The sequence below is a fragment of the Parapedobacter brassicae genome (assembly GCF_051400755.1).
GTDB lineage: Bacteria > Bacteroidota > Bacteroidia > Sphingobacteriales > Sphingobacteriaceae > Parapedobacter.
Map to the genome: position 1 here is coordinate 132,196 of NZ_JBLFFL010000003.1, position 13,813 is coordinate 146,008.

Below are 13,813 nucleotides of genomic sequence, written 5' to 3' on the forward strand. Positions count from 1 at the left end.
CAGCCGTTGCTTTTGCTGTCGCAATGCGAAGAATAACAGCCAAGGCTGTCAATTGGGGGTGTCTTCATGCAACGTCCCTTAGGTTTGGCGCAGCACAAGATAATAAGCCTCTTTGCTGTGTTCAATGATGGCTTCAAGCGAACTGTAGGGCACAAACACATACCCCGCGCGTAGTAAGAGGTAAGTATTCGGACAACTTAACGGACATTTATCGGACATTTCACCGCTTTAACGGACATTTATCGGACATAACTAATAATTTCGTCTGTTTATTTTTTTGTTTTTCAGCTGCCAGATGGTGCCTTTGATGATCAAAATAACCGAAGCTCACTTGTCAATAATCATTGCCCTGTGTGCTTAAATGCGAAGCATTCATGAGCACCTCTTGAAATAAGCGGAGAGTGAATAACATTATCTTAATCATGTCGGGTTCATTTATATAGGTACCTAGAAGATTTTTTGTCACCTTCTCTGTTTAGGAGTTGTTTCTCCACCAATTCCGACAAATCCCTCCTAGCAGTCCTATCCGTAATATCGTATCTTTTTACATATTCAGAATTGACGATTTCACCCTTTGTCTTGAAAAACAAAAGCGCATCAATTTGTCTATCATTCAATCCTAATCCGGACAGGTATTCCATATTGTAAATATCTTTCCGAAACACCACCCAAAAACCGGACATGTCGTAATCATACAATGGCTCAGGGAGCCCTGCCTTTAAACACTGACTGGTCATCTTAGTAAAACCTCGCCCCCACGCTTCGATATAACCGCTGCGGAAAAACGCATTGGCGATATCCGGGTTGTATGGCATGGACGGATGTTTCGCAAGCAGCTTTTCCATCGTCCAGTTATCGGGCATATTCCCTTGATTCCAGATCATGATCTTATCGCTGTACACGCTTATCTGTATGGGTATACAGCCTTCGTACATCTTATGTGCTAACGCATTGAGCAGGGCTTCTCGAACGGCTTCTTTGGGATATTCATGCGTTTCTACCCGACTGATGCCTTCGTAGCTGATGATAGCCTTGATATACTTGGTGAATAACAAATCCATGGCTTTCTCAATCTGCTCAAACAAGTTGCCGTGTATCTCATCCTGGAAGATCAGGTCAGCATCCATTTCGAAATAACCAATTTTGATGTAGGCCCCAGTGACAAATTTCTCCGGCCGTGGGTGGAACAGCAGGATGGCCGCCCGTTTCAGGTATTTTTTCTCAATCAGATCGAGGTTGGCAAGCAGGTGTTCATTGTCATCATCAATGCTACCTTCGTCCAGCCTTTGACTCTTTACCCCCTTCTTACGGAAGAATTCGAAGGTTTCGTGTTTAAGGTCGCTAACCGCCACATTTGGCACAGGCACGCCATCCCACCGCTTGCCCTTCCGCTGCAACAGAAACCGATTCAACGCGGCACCTTTCAGCTCTTGCTTGGTGCTTCCACTACGATAGTGGTATTGCCCTTTGTAATCCACGGGATTGGGATGAGCATCAACGATGATCTCCAGGTAGTCGCCTACTAGGGCTTTATGAAGGTTTACGTCTACAATAATCCCCAATATATCCCGTACTTTATTCGGAATGTCTTCAAGTAATTTTTCAGCACTGGGCATGCCCACGACGTTTCCCCTGTCGTCCATACCGATAAACAAATGCCCGCCATCGGCGTTCGCGAAGCCGCATATCCATTTCAGGTATTCATCGCGCCAAGAGGTTTTGTACTCGGTGTGTTGTGATTCGGCCATTGGAAGTAAGGTCTATCAATTAATACAGCAAATATATTAAATTTTGCTAAAAATATACGCACAGGCTACGCTCCAGGTTTGAAACAACCCTGAATACGGTCGTTTGTCCCTCAACCAAAAACACCGCCATACAGTCCAAAAACAAAGCCCCGAAACGGGGAGAATCGGGGCTTGTTAACTAACCAATTATAAACCTAAATTATGAACCCGACATGATTTAAATAATTATTAAATTACAAAGGGATAAGAATTATTTAAATCATCAAAGGCTCCATCTGGCAATAAAAAACAAACACAATCAGATGAAAAGACAATAGCATAACAAAAAGAGAAACCCGTTATATGCATGATAAATCCATGTATGCATTGGCCACAAGTACAAAAAAGGGTTCGACAAATTATGTTGTCCGAACCACCTGGAACTGAAACGAGGAGAGTGATTATGCCCGACGATTTAAGTATTTGGATTTTACAGGTAAACCGCCTATCTCTAACGAAACCGATGTGACCTGGGCCTGAAGTAAGTGGAATGTTTTGGTTTGAACGATTACGAAAATTATGAATAGAGATTTTAGAGATACTCCCTTGCCACAAGCGATAAAGCTCATCGATGCTTAAGATGGAACGGAATGTTTATGTTTTCTACGTTGTTTGAAATAAACAACGGTCTTAATCTTGACATGGAAAAGTTGATGAGCCAATTTTTTATAATAAAATATGGTAACGAATTAACTCGAGATCAAGGCTATTATATGGAAAGTTATCAAAATAGCTTCATAGCAACAACGAGACTTGGAAAAACGGGGGCCAACTGAAGAAAAAATCCTTTCCTGATATTTTGTTTGCAAAGGAGACCATGCAGCGGGCGCACGACCTCCTTTAGTTTACAAAACTTTATTAGTGGCTCATTTACTGAATCTCTCTTTCTAAGATTTACTTCTGAATAGAAGATAAATAATCGGCCAAACGAAAGGTAAAAAAACAATGCCCGCCAAATTCAGCCAATGTATTTGTCTACGTCTTTTACCCATATCGTAAGCAACCCAAAAGAAGGATACCACGATAAGACCTAACATAACAAAAAACAGAAGTTCCATAAACAATTATAATAAAAAAAATTTAATATCCTAATTAATAGCGCAGGCTGCCGCAGATGCCACAGCCATAGAAGCGTGGCAACTTGGAGTCATGTCACACATGAAATCACAAGTAGCATCGCTTTCACAAGCGTCTTTGGCAGCCTGATAAACTCTCACGGTACAATCTATAAAGCTTTCATCCGGCGCAACACGCCCTTGGAGATTCTTTCCGGCTACCGCTACCTTGTCGATCCTTCTTATCTTTAGCGAGTTGGTTGGCCACGTAGCCTTCATCAATCCTAAATCAAAAAGATAAATTTTTTAGTATTTCATGTCTGTATTATTGGAGGTCAAAAACTAAACACCTATATTTACCTCAAGTAGATTGTCCATCTTGAGGTCACAATTTGTGACTTCAAGATTAAACGACCAACTTATGGCAAAAACCGAACTAGATAACGATGAGATAGTGATAGCTACTGAATCGGTAATGAATCAAATTTTCAACATCAGAGGACAGAAAGTGATGTTGGATTTTCATCTTGCTGCATTGTATGAAGTGGAAAATCGCATACTCAAACAAGCAGTGAAAAGGAAACAAAACAGGTTCCCAGATGATTTTATGTTTCAGCTTACCAAGGATGAATGGCAGGAGCTTATCACAATTTGTGATAACCTACCTGAAGGAATCAAATTCAGTCCTGCCACTCCCTTTGCCTTTACCGAGCAGGGGGTGGCTATGCTGTCCAGTATTCTGAATAGCGAAAGGGCGGTAGCTGTTAACATTCAAATCATGCGTGTTTTTACCCGTATCAGGCAAATGCTTACCGACAATACGGAGCTACGCTTGGAAATAGAAAAAATAAAACGCTCACTTGATAACCAAAATAAAAACATCGAACTAGTATCCAAAAAGCCATTGAATGAATTCTCGGCAGAAGATTTGAGGCTTATGATTGGACAGGGGGCTTCATTAAATTACCTAATCCCTTTGGCTTTTGATTTCTTAAAAGAAGACTTGTTAACAGAAGGCGACCTCTATCCTAGCGATTTGCTTAAGAGTGTACAATCGATAGATGAAACATTTTGGGAAAGCAATCCAAATTTGCGGAAAGAACTGAATAAATTGATTGATGATAGAAAGATAAGCACTAAATGAATGTATTTAAACAGAATTACGTTTGATGCGGTTTGTTGTGAAAATTAAGGAATTACAATAGAACGAAAAAAAAGTTACAGTATATGACTAAACTAAACACTATTCCTATTGTGGAATTCAAAACAGCTGAAACATTTGAAACCTGGCTCGTAAAGAATCACGATAACTCAAATGGGCTTTGGATCAAAATATTCAAGAAAGATTCCGGGAAAAAGACCATCAGCTATGCAGAAGCACTTGATGTAGCGCTTTGCTACGGGTGGATTGATGGTCAAAAACAAGCATATGACGAACAAGCCTGGCTACAAAAGTTTTGCCCCCGAAGCGCAAAAAGCATTTGGTCCAAAATAAATATTGGACATATCGAAAGATTAATTAATGAAGGAAGAATGAGACCCGCAGGATTAAAGGCTGTCGAAAAAGCCAAAGCAGACGGTAGTTGGGAAAAGGCTTACGATCCGCCAAGCAAAATGACGATCCCTGAAGACTTTCTAAAAGAACTTAGCAAAAACGAAAAAGCGAAAGCGGCTTTTACGGGTCTCAATAAGACCAATCTGTTCTCCATTGGATTTCGCCTACAGACCGCAAAAAAACAAGAGACAAGGGAAAAGCGTATGAAAGAAATTATTGAAATGCTGGAAAAGGGTGAGAAATTCCATTAAATGGTAGCACAAAGTTGAGCTTAGACTCTTCAGTGGTATCAGCACACCATCAGTGTCCCATCATCGTTGATAGCTGTTTGCGGATTCTAAAATGAAGGTGGCGTTGCTTTCAGGTCTGAATCTAAAAAGTCGCGTATCCCAAAAAGAAGCCCCGAAATGGAGGTCTTGTGTCGGCATCAATGTTCGCCTCCTCGGTATATCCACATGGGTTCGGTCTCCCCCGCCCTAACGAAACCTACTTTTTCGTAAAATGCGGTGGCCTTTCCATCGGCCGTCAGCATCTGCATATGGAAATGTCCATATCTTTCCTGCATTTTTTTCATGATCATCTGCCCTATTCCTCGTCCTTGGAACGAGGGAAGCACCAACAAATGGGGATAGTAAACAACCAAATATCCATCTGAAATAGCATTGCCGATCCCAACTAACTTCTCACCTTCCCAAGCCGAAAACAATGAATGGGAATTCATCAATGCATTATACAATTCAATGGGTTTGTTTGCCGAACTCCAGTTGTTCGCTTTGTAGAGTTCGATGATATCATCAAGTTTGATGTCGCGATTTTCTGAGATCCGTATTTCCATAACTGATACAAATGTACAGCTAATCCCGACGTGCAAAAACACCGTTGTACAGTTTAAAAACAAAGCCTCGGTGGTGGATAATAAAAATCTATTTACTATATTTGTTAGCACAACAACTAAAAAACATAACCAAAACCATCTGCCTAATGGATAGGGTATGGGAATTTAACTGGTAAACCAAGGGTATGAACTTAGACCATTACGATCTACATCCCGGATCCGAGAATTTTTATTACGAGTTCTATAGTGAAGGGCCAAAAGGACGCATCCGGAAACTGATCCAGTTTCACATGTTACAGGACAGCCCCGACATTATTTACAATCTGGGTTTTGGGGATTGGGTAGACGAAACGGGTGATGTGGATGACCTTGCCGTCTCCAATAATAGCGACAGAAAGAAAGTGCTTTCAACTGTAGCAAAGGCTGTGCTGACTTTCACGGACAAACACGAAAACGCCTTTATCGTTGCTAAGGGAAGTACGCCTGCACGAACGCGGCTATATCAAATGGGCATCGCAGAATTCTATGATGACATAGAATCACTATTTACATAAGCGGCAGAATAGGCAATCAATGGTTTGCTTTTGAGAAAGGAAAAAACTACGATGCATTTTTGATAAAGCGCAAATAATTCGATAACTTTGTTTTCAGGAGGTATTACCATGTCCGTAATCAAAAAAAAGAGAGATTCCAAAAAGCAGGAGCAAGAAACAACACGTTTTGAGCGGTATGACAAAGCGCCTTATTTTATCGAGAAGAATAAGCAAGCAGCCAAATTAATTAAAGAAACACCGATTCCCGATTGGATGAGAAAATAATCCGATGTATTAGTATATCTTCTCCCCTATAGCGATCCGTATCCAGACACAGAATATTTTCTTCCCTACAACTAGTCAGCGGGAAATTCGTCCTCCCTCCCATCCCCCGCGCTCGCCCGTTAATTGATTGATCAAGAACCCCGCTCTTTCCCCCATTAATTGGTTCTATTCGATTTCCGACCAAAGCGATGGAGTCCTTCTCGGACCTTTCATGGATGGATTGAATGGATAGGGAAGCCGAGAATTCGTGGTATTACTCCACGTACTTGACAGACTATGAGCCGGAGACACGCAAGTCCTTATCCATCATCGAGATCGGCGAAAAGGCTCCTGAAATTGACCTGATTGATTTGCGTACGGGGAGCCGGGAAACGCTATCAGACTACCGTGGCCGGATGGTGTCATTGGAATTCTGGATAACGAACTTCGGCTATTGCATTGAGGCCGTACCGATACTGAACGAACTAGCCGGGCTGAATAATGCGGACGAACTGGTTGTTTTGGGCGTTAATACCATAGACAGTGAAAATACGGTCAGATCCTTCATGCTGCGAAACAAGGTAACGTTCGACATGCTTTGGGGAGCCGACGCGAATATCAATGAGGGATACGGAATCGATGCCTTCCCTCAGGTGGTATCACTCGATGAGGCTGGCGTGGTCAGTTACTCCGGCCGCCTGGATGTGCAACGGATTATGGCCATAATCAATAAGGGTGAAGTTGATGATGGGCTTTGAATGGGCATGTATGCCAGCCCCTTTCGTCCCTGAAGCCAGCCGATTGCATAACTAAACATAGCCATTCGTCCCTATATATGGGCTTTTGTCCCACCATGCGACAGTTTATCCCTGAATATAGCATGTCGTCCCATAATTGAAAGAAAACAGGTGGAAGAAACGGTAGTGAGTAATCCGAATCGGAAAGTGCTTTCGTAAAAAAAGAAACCTGTCTCGTCTAAAACGAGATGAGAATCCGCCGCCAACGGGTTGGAAGAGTTGGATTTGGATATTGTGCCCAAACTTTTTACCTTTATCAAAACCAATGGGACCTGGGCCTGAAGTAATCGGAATTTTTTGGTTTTGGAATACCTAAGATCGCAAATTGCGACCTTAGATAACAATACGACATCTAAGCTTATGGGTAAAACACAAAACGAAACCATCAAGAAAACAGTAATACCTGATGAGATAGTTATCAGCAAAATATACCTCATTCGGGATCAAAAAGTAATGCTTGACAGCGATTTGGCAGAATTATATGGCGTGAAAACATTTAGGCTTAATGAACAGGTAAAGCGAAACATCAATAGATTCCCAGAAGATTTTATGTTTCAATTAACAGAAGATGAATGGGAATCTTTGACATCGCAAATTGCGATATCAAAGAAAGGACGGGGCGGAAGAAGAACGCTTCCATACGTATTTACGGAGCATGGTGTACTTATGCTATCAAGCGTATTGAACAGCGAACAGGCAATACAGGTAAATATCCAGATTATGCGCATCTATACCAAGATAAGGGAAATGTTGCTTGCACATAAGGACGTATTCCTGCGCGTGGAACAGGTGGAGAAACAAATGATCAAACAGGATCAGAAAATTGAGGTATTGTTCGGCTACCTGAGCAAGTTCATCGAACACGAAGACAAACCAAGAAAGCGGATTGGGTATGAGATAGGGCTACATCGTGCTCAATGAACTGGAAAGGAAATTTGGAAAGCAACGGTCACGGGCTTTCAAGTCAAACTAGGATATTTTTGGATGAAGTGAAGACATAAAACATGAATAAAAAACAGGCAACCGATCGGATAAAGCTAACGAAGTGGCAACTTTTCTGGCATTTTTCCGTGGTACCATTTTTACTCATCTTACCCGTTGCTACAATAATCGATATCATCCGAATGTACCTCGATGATACCTACAGACCGGTTCCAGCGGAAGAGGAACTGCTTTGGATCGTAGTGATATTTATTGGAATGGCGCTTATTTCGTTCTTCATACAGCGCGTAAGACTTCGCTTTAAGGTATTCGATATCCAATACAATGATGAGCAATTCGACAATGCCTTGAAAATGACATGTGAGAACCTGGAGTGGACAATCCTAACGAAGCGGAAATCTTATGTAAGGGCCAGCAGACGTTGGGATTGGTCCTCAAGTTGGGGTGAATTGATAACGATCAAGCGGAAGAAGGATAAAATATTGATCAACAGTATCTGTGATCCAGATGCCATCCCTTCGGTTATTTCCTATGGCTGGAACAAGCACAATGTCAGAACGTTTATGGGTAATTTAAAAAAGCAAAGTGAGGCCGTTTCATAAAAATAAAGATGATACCATAAGCTATTCCAATGACCGTTGAAGAATTAACCTTGGAAATTCTAGGCGAAAGGGCATTTTCCCAGTTTGACAGCAAAAACCTTGTTGATTGGGCAGTAAACGTCATGGCGCTAGGATATGAAAGTGAAAACTTAGTCATTTTAGCCGGTTTGGATTTCGACACCACAGAAATACGGGAAAAGTACTTCCGGAAATCTATCGAGGATTTGAAGATAGATACCAATAAGCGCGACGAAGAGATCCTTGAAAAATATGCTTTGATTACAGCTGAAAAGGCTGTGGCGGGTGAGATAAGCATCAATCATGCGTTTGGACGGATGCGAAATATCGTATCCGCCAGTGGTTACGACGCACGATATATAGCTTTTTATGAGATAGATGAAGACTTGGATTGCTTGAGGTATAATGATTCCGTCCTTTTCAATAGCGAACTTACACTGGAAAACCAAAAGGAATATATTTTGGAGGAGCTTAAATTGTTTTATAAAATGGAAAGCCTTGGTATTCCTGTGGACGAACGAAGAAAATGGTATTGTAAACGATGCAAAAAGCTGACCTCTCCTACCCTAAAAACAAAATATCAGTTAAAACAGCCCTTCAAATATCAAACTTGGTGCTGTGGAATATGCGGATCGGAAAAACACATAATTGGAGGTATCCATACGGTTAAAAGAAAAATTATACAGGAATTTGTTGATCGTAATACATGATGAAAAAATTATTTGGCCTCCTCCGTAAAAACAGCCGCAGCCATTGGTGTGGTTTAGTTATCGAGCACCTCCCAATGACCGCCCCTGGCAGGGCCGATATGCTCGATTAATCCCATATCGCGAAGTTTCCCGATATTCTTATAAATGCTAATCGTGGATACACCGATGCGTTCAGATAATGCAACTTGGGTCACCTTGCTATCTGCTTGCATTGCCTCAATAATAGCCAGCTGCGTTGGAGAGAGTTTTTCACCTAACTTTTCACCTAACTTTTCACCTAACTCTTTGTCCGTAGCTGCGAGTCGTAGGTAAATCGGCCTTATAAAACCTATATTTGCCCTTAAATACATTAACCATCATTTAAATACTAACCATCATTCTTTGACAATGTACCGTGCATTGACTTATTCCCTCGCAGCAATATGGCTGGCAAACGGCTTTGCTTGCAAAGTATTAGGCTTAGTCCCGAGGCACGGACAGATCGTGGCCAGAATCTTGGGCGATGGTCTTGCTAGGCCGCTAACCCTCCTGATCGGACTGGCCGAAACGGGAATGGCAGTGTGGATTTTGACTCGGTGGATACCGAGAACCAATGCCATTGCTCAAATGGTGCTTGTAGCAATGATGAATATGCTGGAATTTTTCGTGGCGCCTGACTTGTTGCTTTGGGGTCGGGTAAACGTTGTATTTGCGGGTCTATTCATCGGGCTTGTATATTATTGGGAATTTGTGCTTAGATATGAAGATGCTAAAAAATCATCCGTTTGCAGTTGATGCGTTCTTCGAACATTCGCTGGTACTAACATTCGCGATGCCAAAAGCGCAATTGGCTGGTATGATTCCCGAATGCCTCGAGTTGGATGTACTGCGAGACGAATGGGGCTTCCTTGCGGTAGCCATGGTGCAAGCCCGTGGCTTGCGGCCCGCGCACTTTCCAAAATGGATAGGCAGCGATTTTTTCTTGATCGGCTATCGGATTTTTGTCCGCTACCGGACCCGCGCCGGGAAACGCCTACGTGGGTTGTATATCCTCAAGTCCGAAACCGATAACGGCAAAATGGCTCTTTTGGGAAATATCTTTACTCACTATGCATACACGACCACCGATATCTGCCAGGCGGTAACGGATAAAACAAAGACAGTCCACTCGGAAAAATCTTGCCTTGAGGTTTCTGTCTTATATATAGACGGTGAAGTACCGCTGCCCAGCGGGTCACCTTTCGCAGACTGGAAGGACGCCCGGAAATTCGCTGGCCCCATGCCGTATACCTTTGGTTATGACGCAGCAAAAAAGGAAGTGGTGATCGTTGAAGGAGTCCGCCAAAACTGGGAACCGGCTCCGCTCACGGTAAGCAATTATTCGATAGGTTTCTTTGGCCAGCTACAACTGTCGGATACGGTACTGGCAGGTGCATTCGAAGTTTCAAATATTCCATACCACTGGAAAAAAGGGAGGGTGGAAAAGTGGAAATGAAACGGAAATCGTACCAGGGCGTCGCAAATATCGTCCGCTTCAACTGGCATTTCTACGCTATGGCCAGTGCGGCCGTCGCTGTGGCATGGATATCGGCAGACGCCTTTCCGGATGGCATTCAGCAGTTGGTGATGATTGCAGCTGTCCTATCCATTATTACCGTCGTCACTTCGTTGACGGCATCTTTTTATATTTATGACCTTTCCAACCTTTATTGCATGAGATGGCTCGAAAGTGCTGGCTTGAACGACGATCAACCGCGTATTTTGAACATCCATGCGGGATTTGACGAAACGAGCGGAATTCTGAAACAGAAATATGGCAAACTGGCCGTAACCATCTGCGATTTCTATAATCCGGAAATGCATACCGAGGTATCGATCAGGCGCGCAAGGAAAGCGTATCCGCCCCATCCAAAGACCGTAATGGTTACGACGGAAAACCTGCCTTTTGCCGATGGAGCGTTTGACCTTGCGGTGGTTATGCTTGCTGCCCACGAAATCCGCGACCGCGAAGAGCGGATACGGTTTTTCAGGGAAGTCAACCGGGTAATCACGGCTACGGGAAACGCCACTGTAACCGAGCATCTGCGCGACGTGAACAATTTCTTAGCGTTTTCGATAGGTTTTTTCCATTTTTACCCACGAACGTCATGGTTACGGACGTTTCGGGCGGCGGGTTTGAATGTGAAGCATGAAATCAGGTCGACTCCCTTTATTCGGACATTCATACTGGAAAAACATGACAGTGCATCTTAAAATAACCGGCGTCCTATTGATGGCATTGGCGCTCATCCATGTGTTTTTCCCCATGTATTTCAACTGGCGGGAATCGTTGAGGCCCTTGAGCCTGATCAATAGGCAGATGATGCTGGTACATGTGTTTTTCATCGCACTGACCGTATTCTTGATGGGTTTGCTATGCGTAACGCATGCGGAAGATATAATCACCACCGGCTTAGGTAAGGCGATTTCTTTTGGTTTGGGTATTTTCTGGGTAATCCGGCTATTGACCCAGTTTTTTGGGTACGCCTCAGAACTCTGGCGGGGGAAAGTATTCGAAACAACGGCGCATGTGATATTTAGCTTATTATGGGTGTATTTCAGCGCCGTATTTCTTTTCGTTTCGATAGCTAGGTAGTGTAACGGGCCGGTGCCTTCGTATTTGCGAAAACTCGGCATTTCTTGATTACATTCGCAAAGACACCTTTGACACGGCTGATTTTCCGGGTTCATTCCGGCACTTTCAGCTGCTGGGGCAGGATCAAATTGTTAACGTTGCCTGCCAAGTGGAACCGTTGGTGGAACGGATTAGATGAAGCGGGAAAAATGATAGCGTAAGAATGGATCTGAACAAACATTTCAAAATTGAACGGGTAATTAGCTGGTACGACCTTACATCGGATGTGCTAATCGGAGAATTTAACATCGATCATGTGCCATTCGATTCGCTCAAGGCATTGTTCTTGCCGCCGGTAGAAGATCCGCTGATGTATGACTGCTACGAAGTTGACGAGGTAAAGGGGGAACAAATAAATGTATTAACCGAATTTGAGTTTGATTTCAACAGGTTTGTTTACTTCGTTGAATGCTATCAGGTTGATTGATTTTCAATTTTGCTTTATTGCGGGATATGGTATACAGAATGTCTATGAGAAACTTGATCTGTTGTTTCCCGAACAATACCATGTAGAGTTAAGTAGAGACGAGGGAAAAGAGTTTCTGCATAATTTAGTCTCCAGTCACCGCCCAATGACCACCCTTGGCCGGGCCGATACGTAATAACTTGTTATCCTTTTGCAATTGGCTGATATTTCGTTCTACAGAACGCTCCGTAATTTCCAGTAATCGTGAAAGCTCAGGTATGGTGATATTGGGGTTCTCTTGAATGTAAGCTATAATTTTTCCCGACGTTTTCCCCGACGTTTTCCCCGACATTTTCCCCGACGTTCTTTCTATATCAGTTGTCGTCTCCGCATACACGACGACGCGGAATCCATGCTGGAAATTTTCGAATCTGGGCGCGCTAAGCCCATACTGCTCAAATGCCTCACGGATACGCCGGATACCTGATCCATATTTTTCAATAAGCTGGGCTTCCTTAAAAGTAGCAGCGACTTTCCGGTTACGGGAATAGGACGAATACTCATCGGCAAGCAATTGCTCAATAGTGATCGTATCCGGCAAATGGCCGGGATTGAAAAACTCGATATAATCATCAAAGATTTTTACCGATGAATCGCCGCTATTCATGTAATCGCGATGAACCACCATATTCGTAACGATTTCACGCAGCGCTGGCATCGGATATTGCCAGCGCTCCTCCCGTTGTGGGTCACCGGTGATGATATATCCCTTATTGATATGTTTACGGATGAACCCCAGCACCTCTTCCACTTCGCTGAACAGGTCGCTGCGGACGGTCAATCCATCCTTGATACTGGTGGGTGTAGAGAAGCGGCCCAATTCAATGGCTGCCTGAAAGACATCGTTTTTGGCAAACAGCAGGAATCCGGCATTGGTTACCTGCGTATCCCGGATCAACTCAAACTTGGTCAATACGGTCAACGGATCATCGACTAACGGTATCTCCTTCCCTTGGTTGCCCTTTTCGATAAACTTCACGACCTTCTCCAACGATAGGTCATCAAGCGTGCGATCCGGATTGATATAGCTGTCCCAACTGGTATTGAATGACCGGAGGTGCAGGTCGGCGATTTCCGTCAACGACAGTTGGTGGTTTGCATTATTCACCCGCTTGTAATACCGGCCTTTGAATGCAACGGGTTTTACCGGAAATTCTTTTACCGACAATACACCGACTTTGGCTCCTCCGAGATCAACCACTTCGGCATCGGGGATAATACTCGGCTGGGTTTTATTCTTGACCTCATTTACCCATTTCTGCAAAGACTCGTTGCCTAAAGTAAAACCCTTCGCAGGCTTGCCCTTGTCGTCCACACCGACCAATACCCTGCCGCCCTCGCTATTGGCAAAGGCCGTTAGTGACTCGATAACCGTATCGGTAAACGAGCTTTTGAATTCAGTATGTTGATCTTCCCGTAATCCGGTTTTTGGCATATCCGTATTGTCTTTCTTGGCTTTGTCGGATGGGGCAAAGATATTGTTTTATTTCTCATGTTAAAAGACAAACGCGCATATACATGATCGTTCGTCTCTCGAGATTTCTTGGGAGTCCGGCAGCACCTTTTTGGCTTAGTTCGTGCTTAAGAAATTCGAGG

Annotated in this window: 17 protein-coding genes; 13 read left to right on the forward strand and 4 right to left on the reverse strand. The window is 43.4% G+C overall.

Features of this window, described 5'->3' with window-relative positions; translation table 11 throughout:
• Positions 1-431 precede the first annotated feature (431 nt).
• Complete coding sequence (locus tag ACMGDE_RS09805) at positions 432-1,748, reverse strand: ATP-binding protein (RefSeq protein ID WP_436832607.1); 1,317 nt, start codon at positions 1,746-1,748, stop codon at positions 432-434.
• A 1,515-nt stretch (positions 1,749-3,263) separates the two neighbouring features.
• On the opposite strand from ACMGDE_RS09805, the gene ACMGDE_RS09810 reads away from it, so the two are divergent.
• On the forward strand, positions 3,264-3,986 hold the full coding sequence (locus ACMGDE_RS09810) for a contact-dependent growth inhibition system immunity protein (RefSeq protein ID WP_436832608.1): 723 nt from the start codon (positions 3,264-3,266) through the stop codon (positions 3,984-3,986).
• Between the two features lie 83 nt (positions 3,987-4,069).
• Entirely contained in the window at positions 4,070-4,648 is a 579-nt protein-coding gene (locus ACMGDE_RS09815) for a YdeI/OmpD-associated family protein (protein WP_436832609.1), read from the forward strand.
• A 176-nt stretch (positions 4,649-4,824) separates the two neighbouring features.
• Here ACMGDE_RS09815 and ACMGDE_RS09820 read toward each other — a convergent pair whose 3' ends face one another.
• Positions 4,825-5,232 (reverse strand): GNAT family N-acetyltransferase, encoded by a 408-nt coding sequence (locus tag ACMGDE_RS09820; protein WP_436832610.1) that lies wholly within the window; start codon positions 5,230-5,232, stop codon positions 4,825-4,827.
• Positions 5,233-5,417: 185 nt separating this feature from the next.
• On the opposite strand from ACMGDE_RS09820, the gene ACMGDE_RS09825 reads away from it, so the two are divergent.
• The 6 genes from ACMGDE_RS09825 (at position 5,418) to ACMGDE_RS09850 (ending at position 9,098) form a co-directional block, all read left to right on the forward strand.
• Positions 5,418-5,786 (forward strand): DUF6934 family protein, encoded by a 369-nt coding sequence (locus ACMGDE_RS09825; protein ID WP_436832611.1) that lies wholly within the window; start codon positions 5,418-5,420, stop codon positions 5,784-5,786.
• Positions 5,787-5,894: 108 nt separating this feature from the next.
• Positions 5,895-6,050 (forward strand): hypothetical protein, encoded by a 156-nt coding sequence (locus ACMGDE_RS09830; protein ID WP_436832612.1) that lies wholly within the window; start codon positions 5,895-5,897, stop codon positions 6,048-6,050.
• A gap of 224 nt (positions 6,051-6,274) precedes the next feature.
• Positions 6,275-6,787 (forward strand): TlpA family protein disulfide reductase, encoded by a 513-nt coding sequence (locus ACMGDE_RS09835; protein ID WP_436832613.1) that lies wholly within the window; start codon positions 6,275-6,277, stop codon positions 6,785-6,787.
• Positions 6,788-7,186: 399 nt separating this feature from the next.
• Positions 7,187-7,747, forward strand: a complete 561-nt coding sequence (locus ACMGDE_RS09840) for an ORF6N domain-containing protein (protein ID WP_436832614.1) — start codon at positions 7,187-7,189, stop codon at positions 7,745-7,747.
• A gap of 83 nt (positions 7,748-7,830) precedes the next feature.
• The gene (locus ACMGDE_RS09845; protein WP_436832615.1) at positions 7,831-8,370 is read left to right on the forward strand and encodes a hypothetical protein; all 540 of its coding nucleotides are present in this window, start codon (positions 7,831-7,833) and stop codon (positions 8,368-8,370) included.
• Positions 8,371-8,399: 29 nt separating this feature from the next.
• On the forward strand, positions 8,400-9,098 hold the full coding sequence (locus ACMGDE_RS09850; RefSeq protein WP_436832616.1) for a hypothetical protein: 699 nt from the start codon (positions 8,400-8,402) through the stop codon (positions 9,096-9,098).
• A 53-nt stretch (positions 9,099-9,151) separates the two neighbouring features.
• Here the strand turns inward: ACMGDE_RS09850 and ACMGDE_RS09855 are convergent, their stop codons facing one another.
• On the reverse strand, positions 9,152-9,448 hold the full coding sequence (locus ACMGDE_RS09855; RefSeq protein ID WP_436832617.1) for a winged helix-turn-helix transcriptional regulator: 297 nt from the start codon (positions 9,446-9,448) through the stop codon (positions 9,152-9,154).
• A 37-nt stretch (positions 9,449-9,485) separates the two neighbouring features.
• Between ACMGDE_RS09855 and ACMGDE_RS09860 the strand changes: the two genes are divergently transcribed.
• From ACMGDE_RS09860 to ACMGDE_RS09880, 5 genes are all read left to right on the forward strand, one after another.
• Complete coding sequence (locus tag ACMGDE_RS09860; protein ID WP_436832618.1) at positions 9,486-9,872, forward strand: DoxX-like family protein; 387 nt, start codon at positions 9,486-9,488, stop codon at positions 9,870-9,872.
• Entirely contained in the window at positions 9,838-10,572 is a 735-nt protein-coding gene (locus tag ACMGDE_RS09865; protein ID WP_436832619.1) for a DUF2071 domain-containing protein, read from the forward strand. Before ACMGDE_RS09860 ends, ACMGDE_RS09865 begins: the two co-directional genes overlap by 35 nt.
• Positions 10,569-11,330, forward strand: a complete 762-nt coding sequence (locus tag ACMGDE_RS09870; RefSeq protein WP_436832620.1) for a class I SAM-dependent methyltransferase — start codon at positions 10,569-10,571, stop codon at positions 11,328-11,330. The genes ACMGDE_RS09865 and ACMGDE_RS09870 overlap by 4 nt, the downstream gene beginning before the upstream one ends.
• A complete protein-coding gene (locus ACMGDE_RS09875; RefSeq protein ID WP_436832621.1) occupies positions 11,314-11,712 on the forward strand; it encodes a hypothetical protein in 399 nt (132 codons plus the stop codon). The genes ACMGDE_RS09870 and ACMGDE_RS09875 overlap by 17 nt, the downstream gene beginning before the upstream one ends.
• Positions 11,713-11,914: 202 nt before the next feature.
• The gene (locus tag ACMGDE_RS09880) at positions 11,915-12,178 is read left to right on the forward strand and encodes a DUF7683 domain-containing protein (RefSeq protein WP_436832622.1); all 264 of its coding nucleotides are present in this window, start codon (positions 11,915-11,917) and stop codon (positions 12,176-12,178) included.
• 124 nt (positions 12,179-12,302) lie between these two features.
• On the opposite strand, the gene ACMGDE_RS09885 is transcribed toward ACMGDE_RS09880, so the two are convergent.
• Complete coding sequence (locus ACMGDE_RS09885; protein WP_436832623.1) at positions 12,303-13,652, reverse strand: ATP-binding protein; 1,350 nt, start codon at positions 13,650-13,652, stop codon at positions 12,303-12,305.
• Positions 13,653-13,813 lie beyond the last annotated feature (161 nt).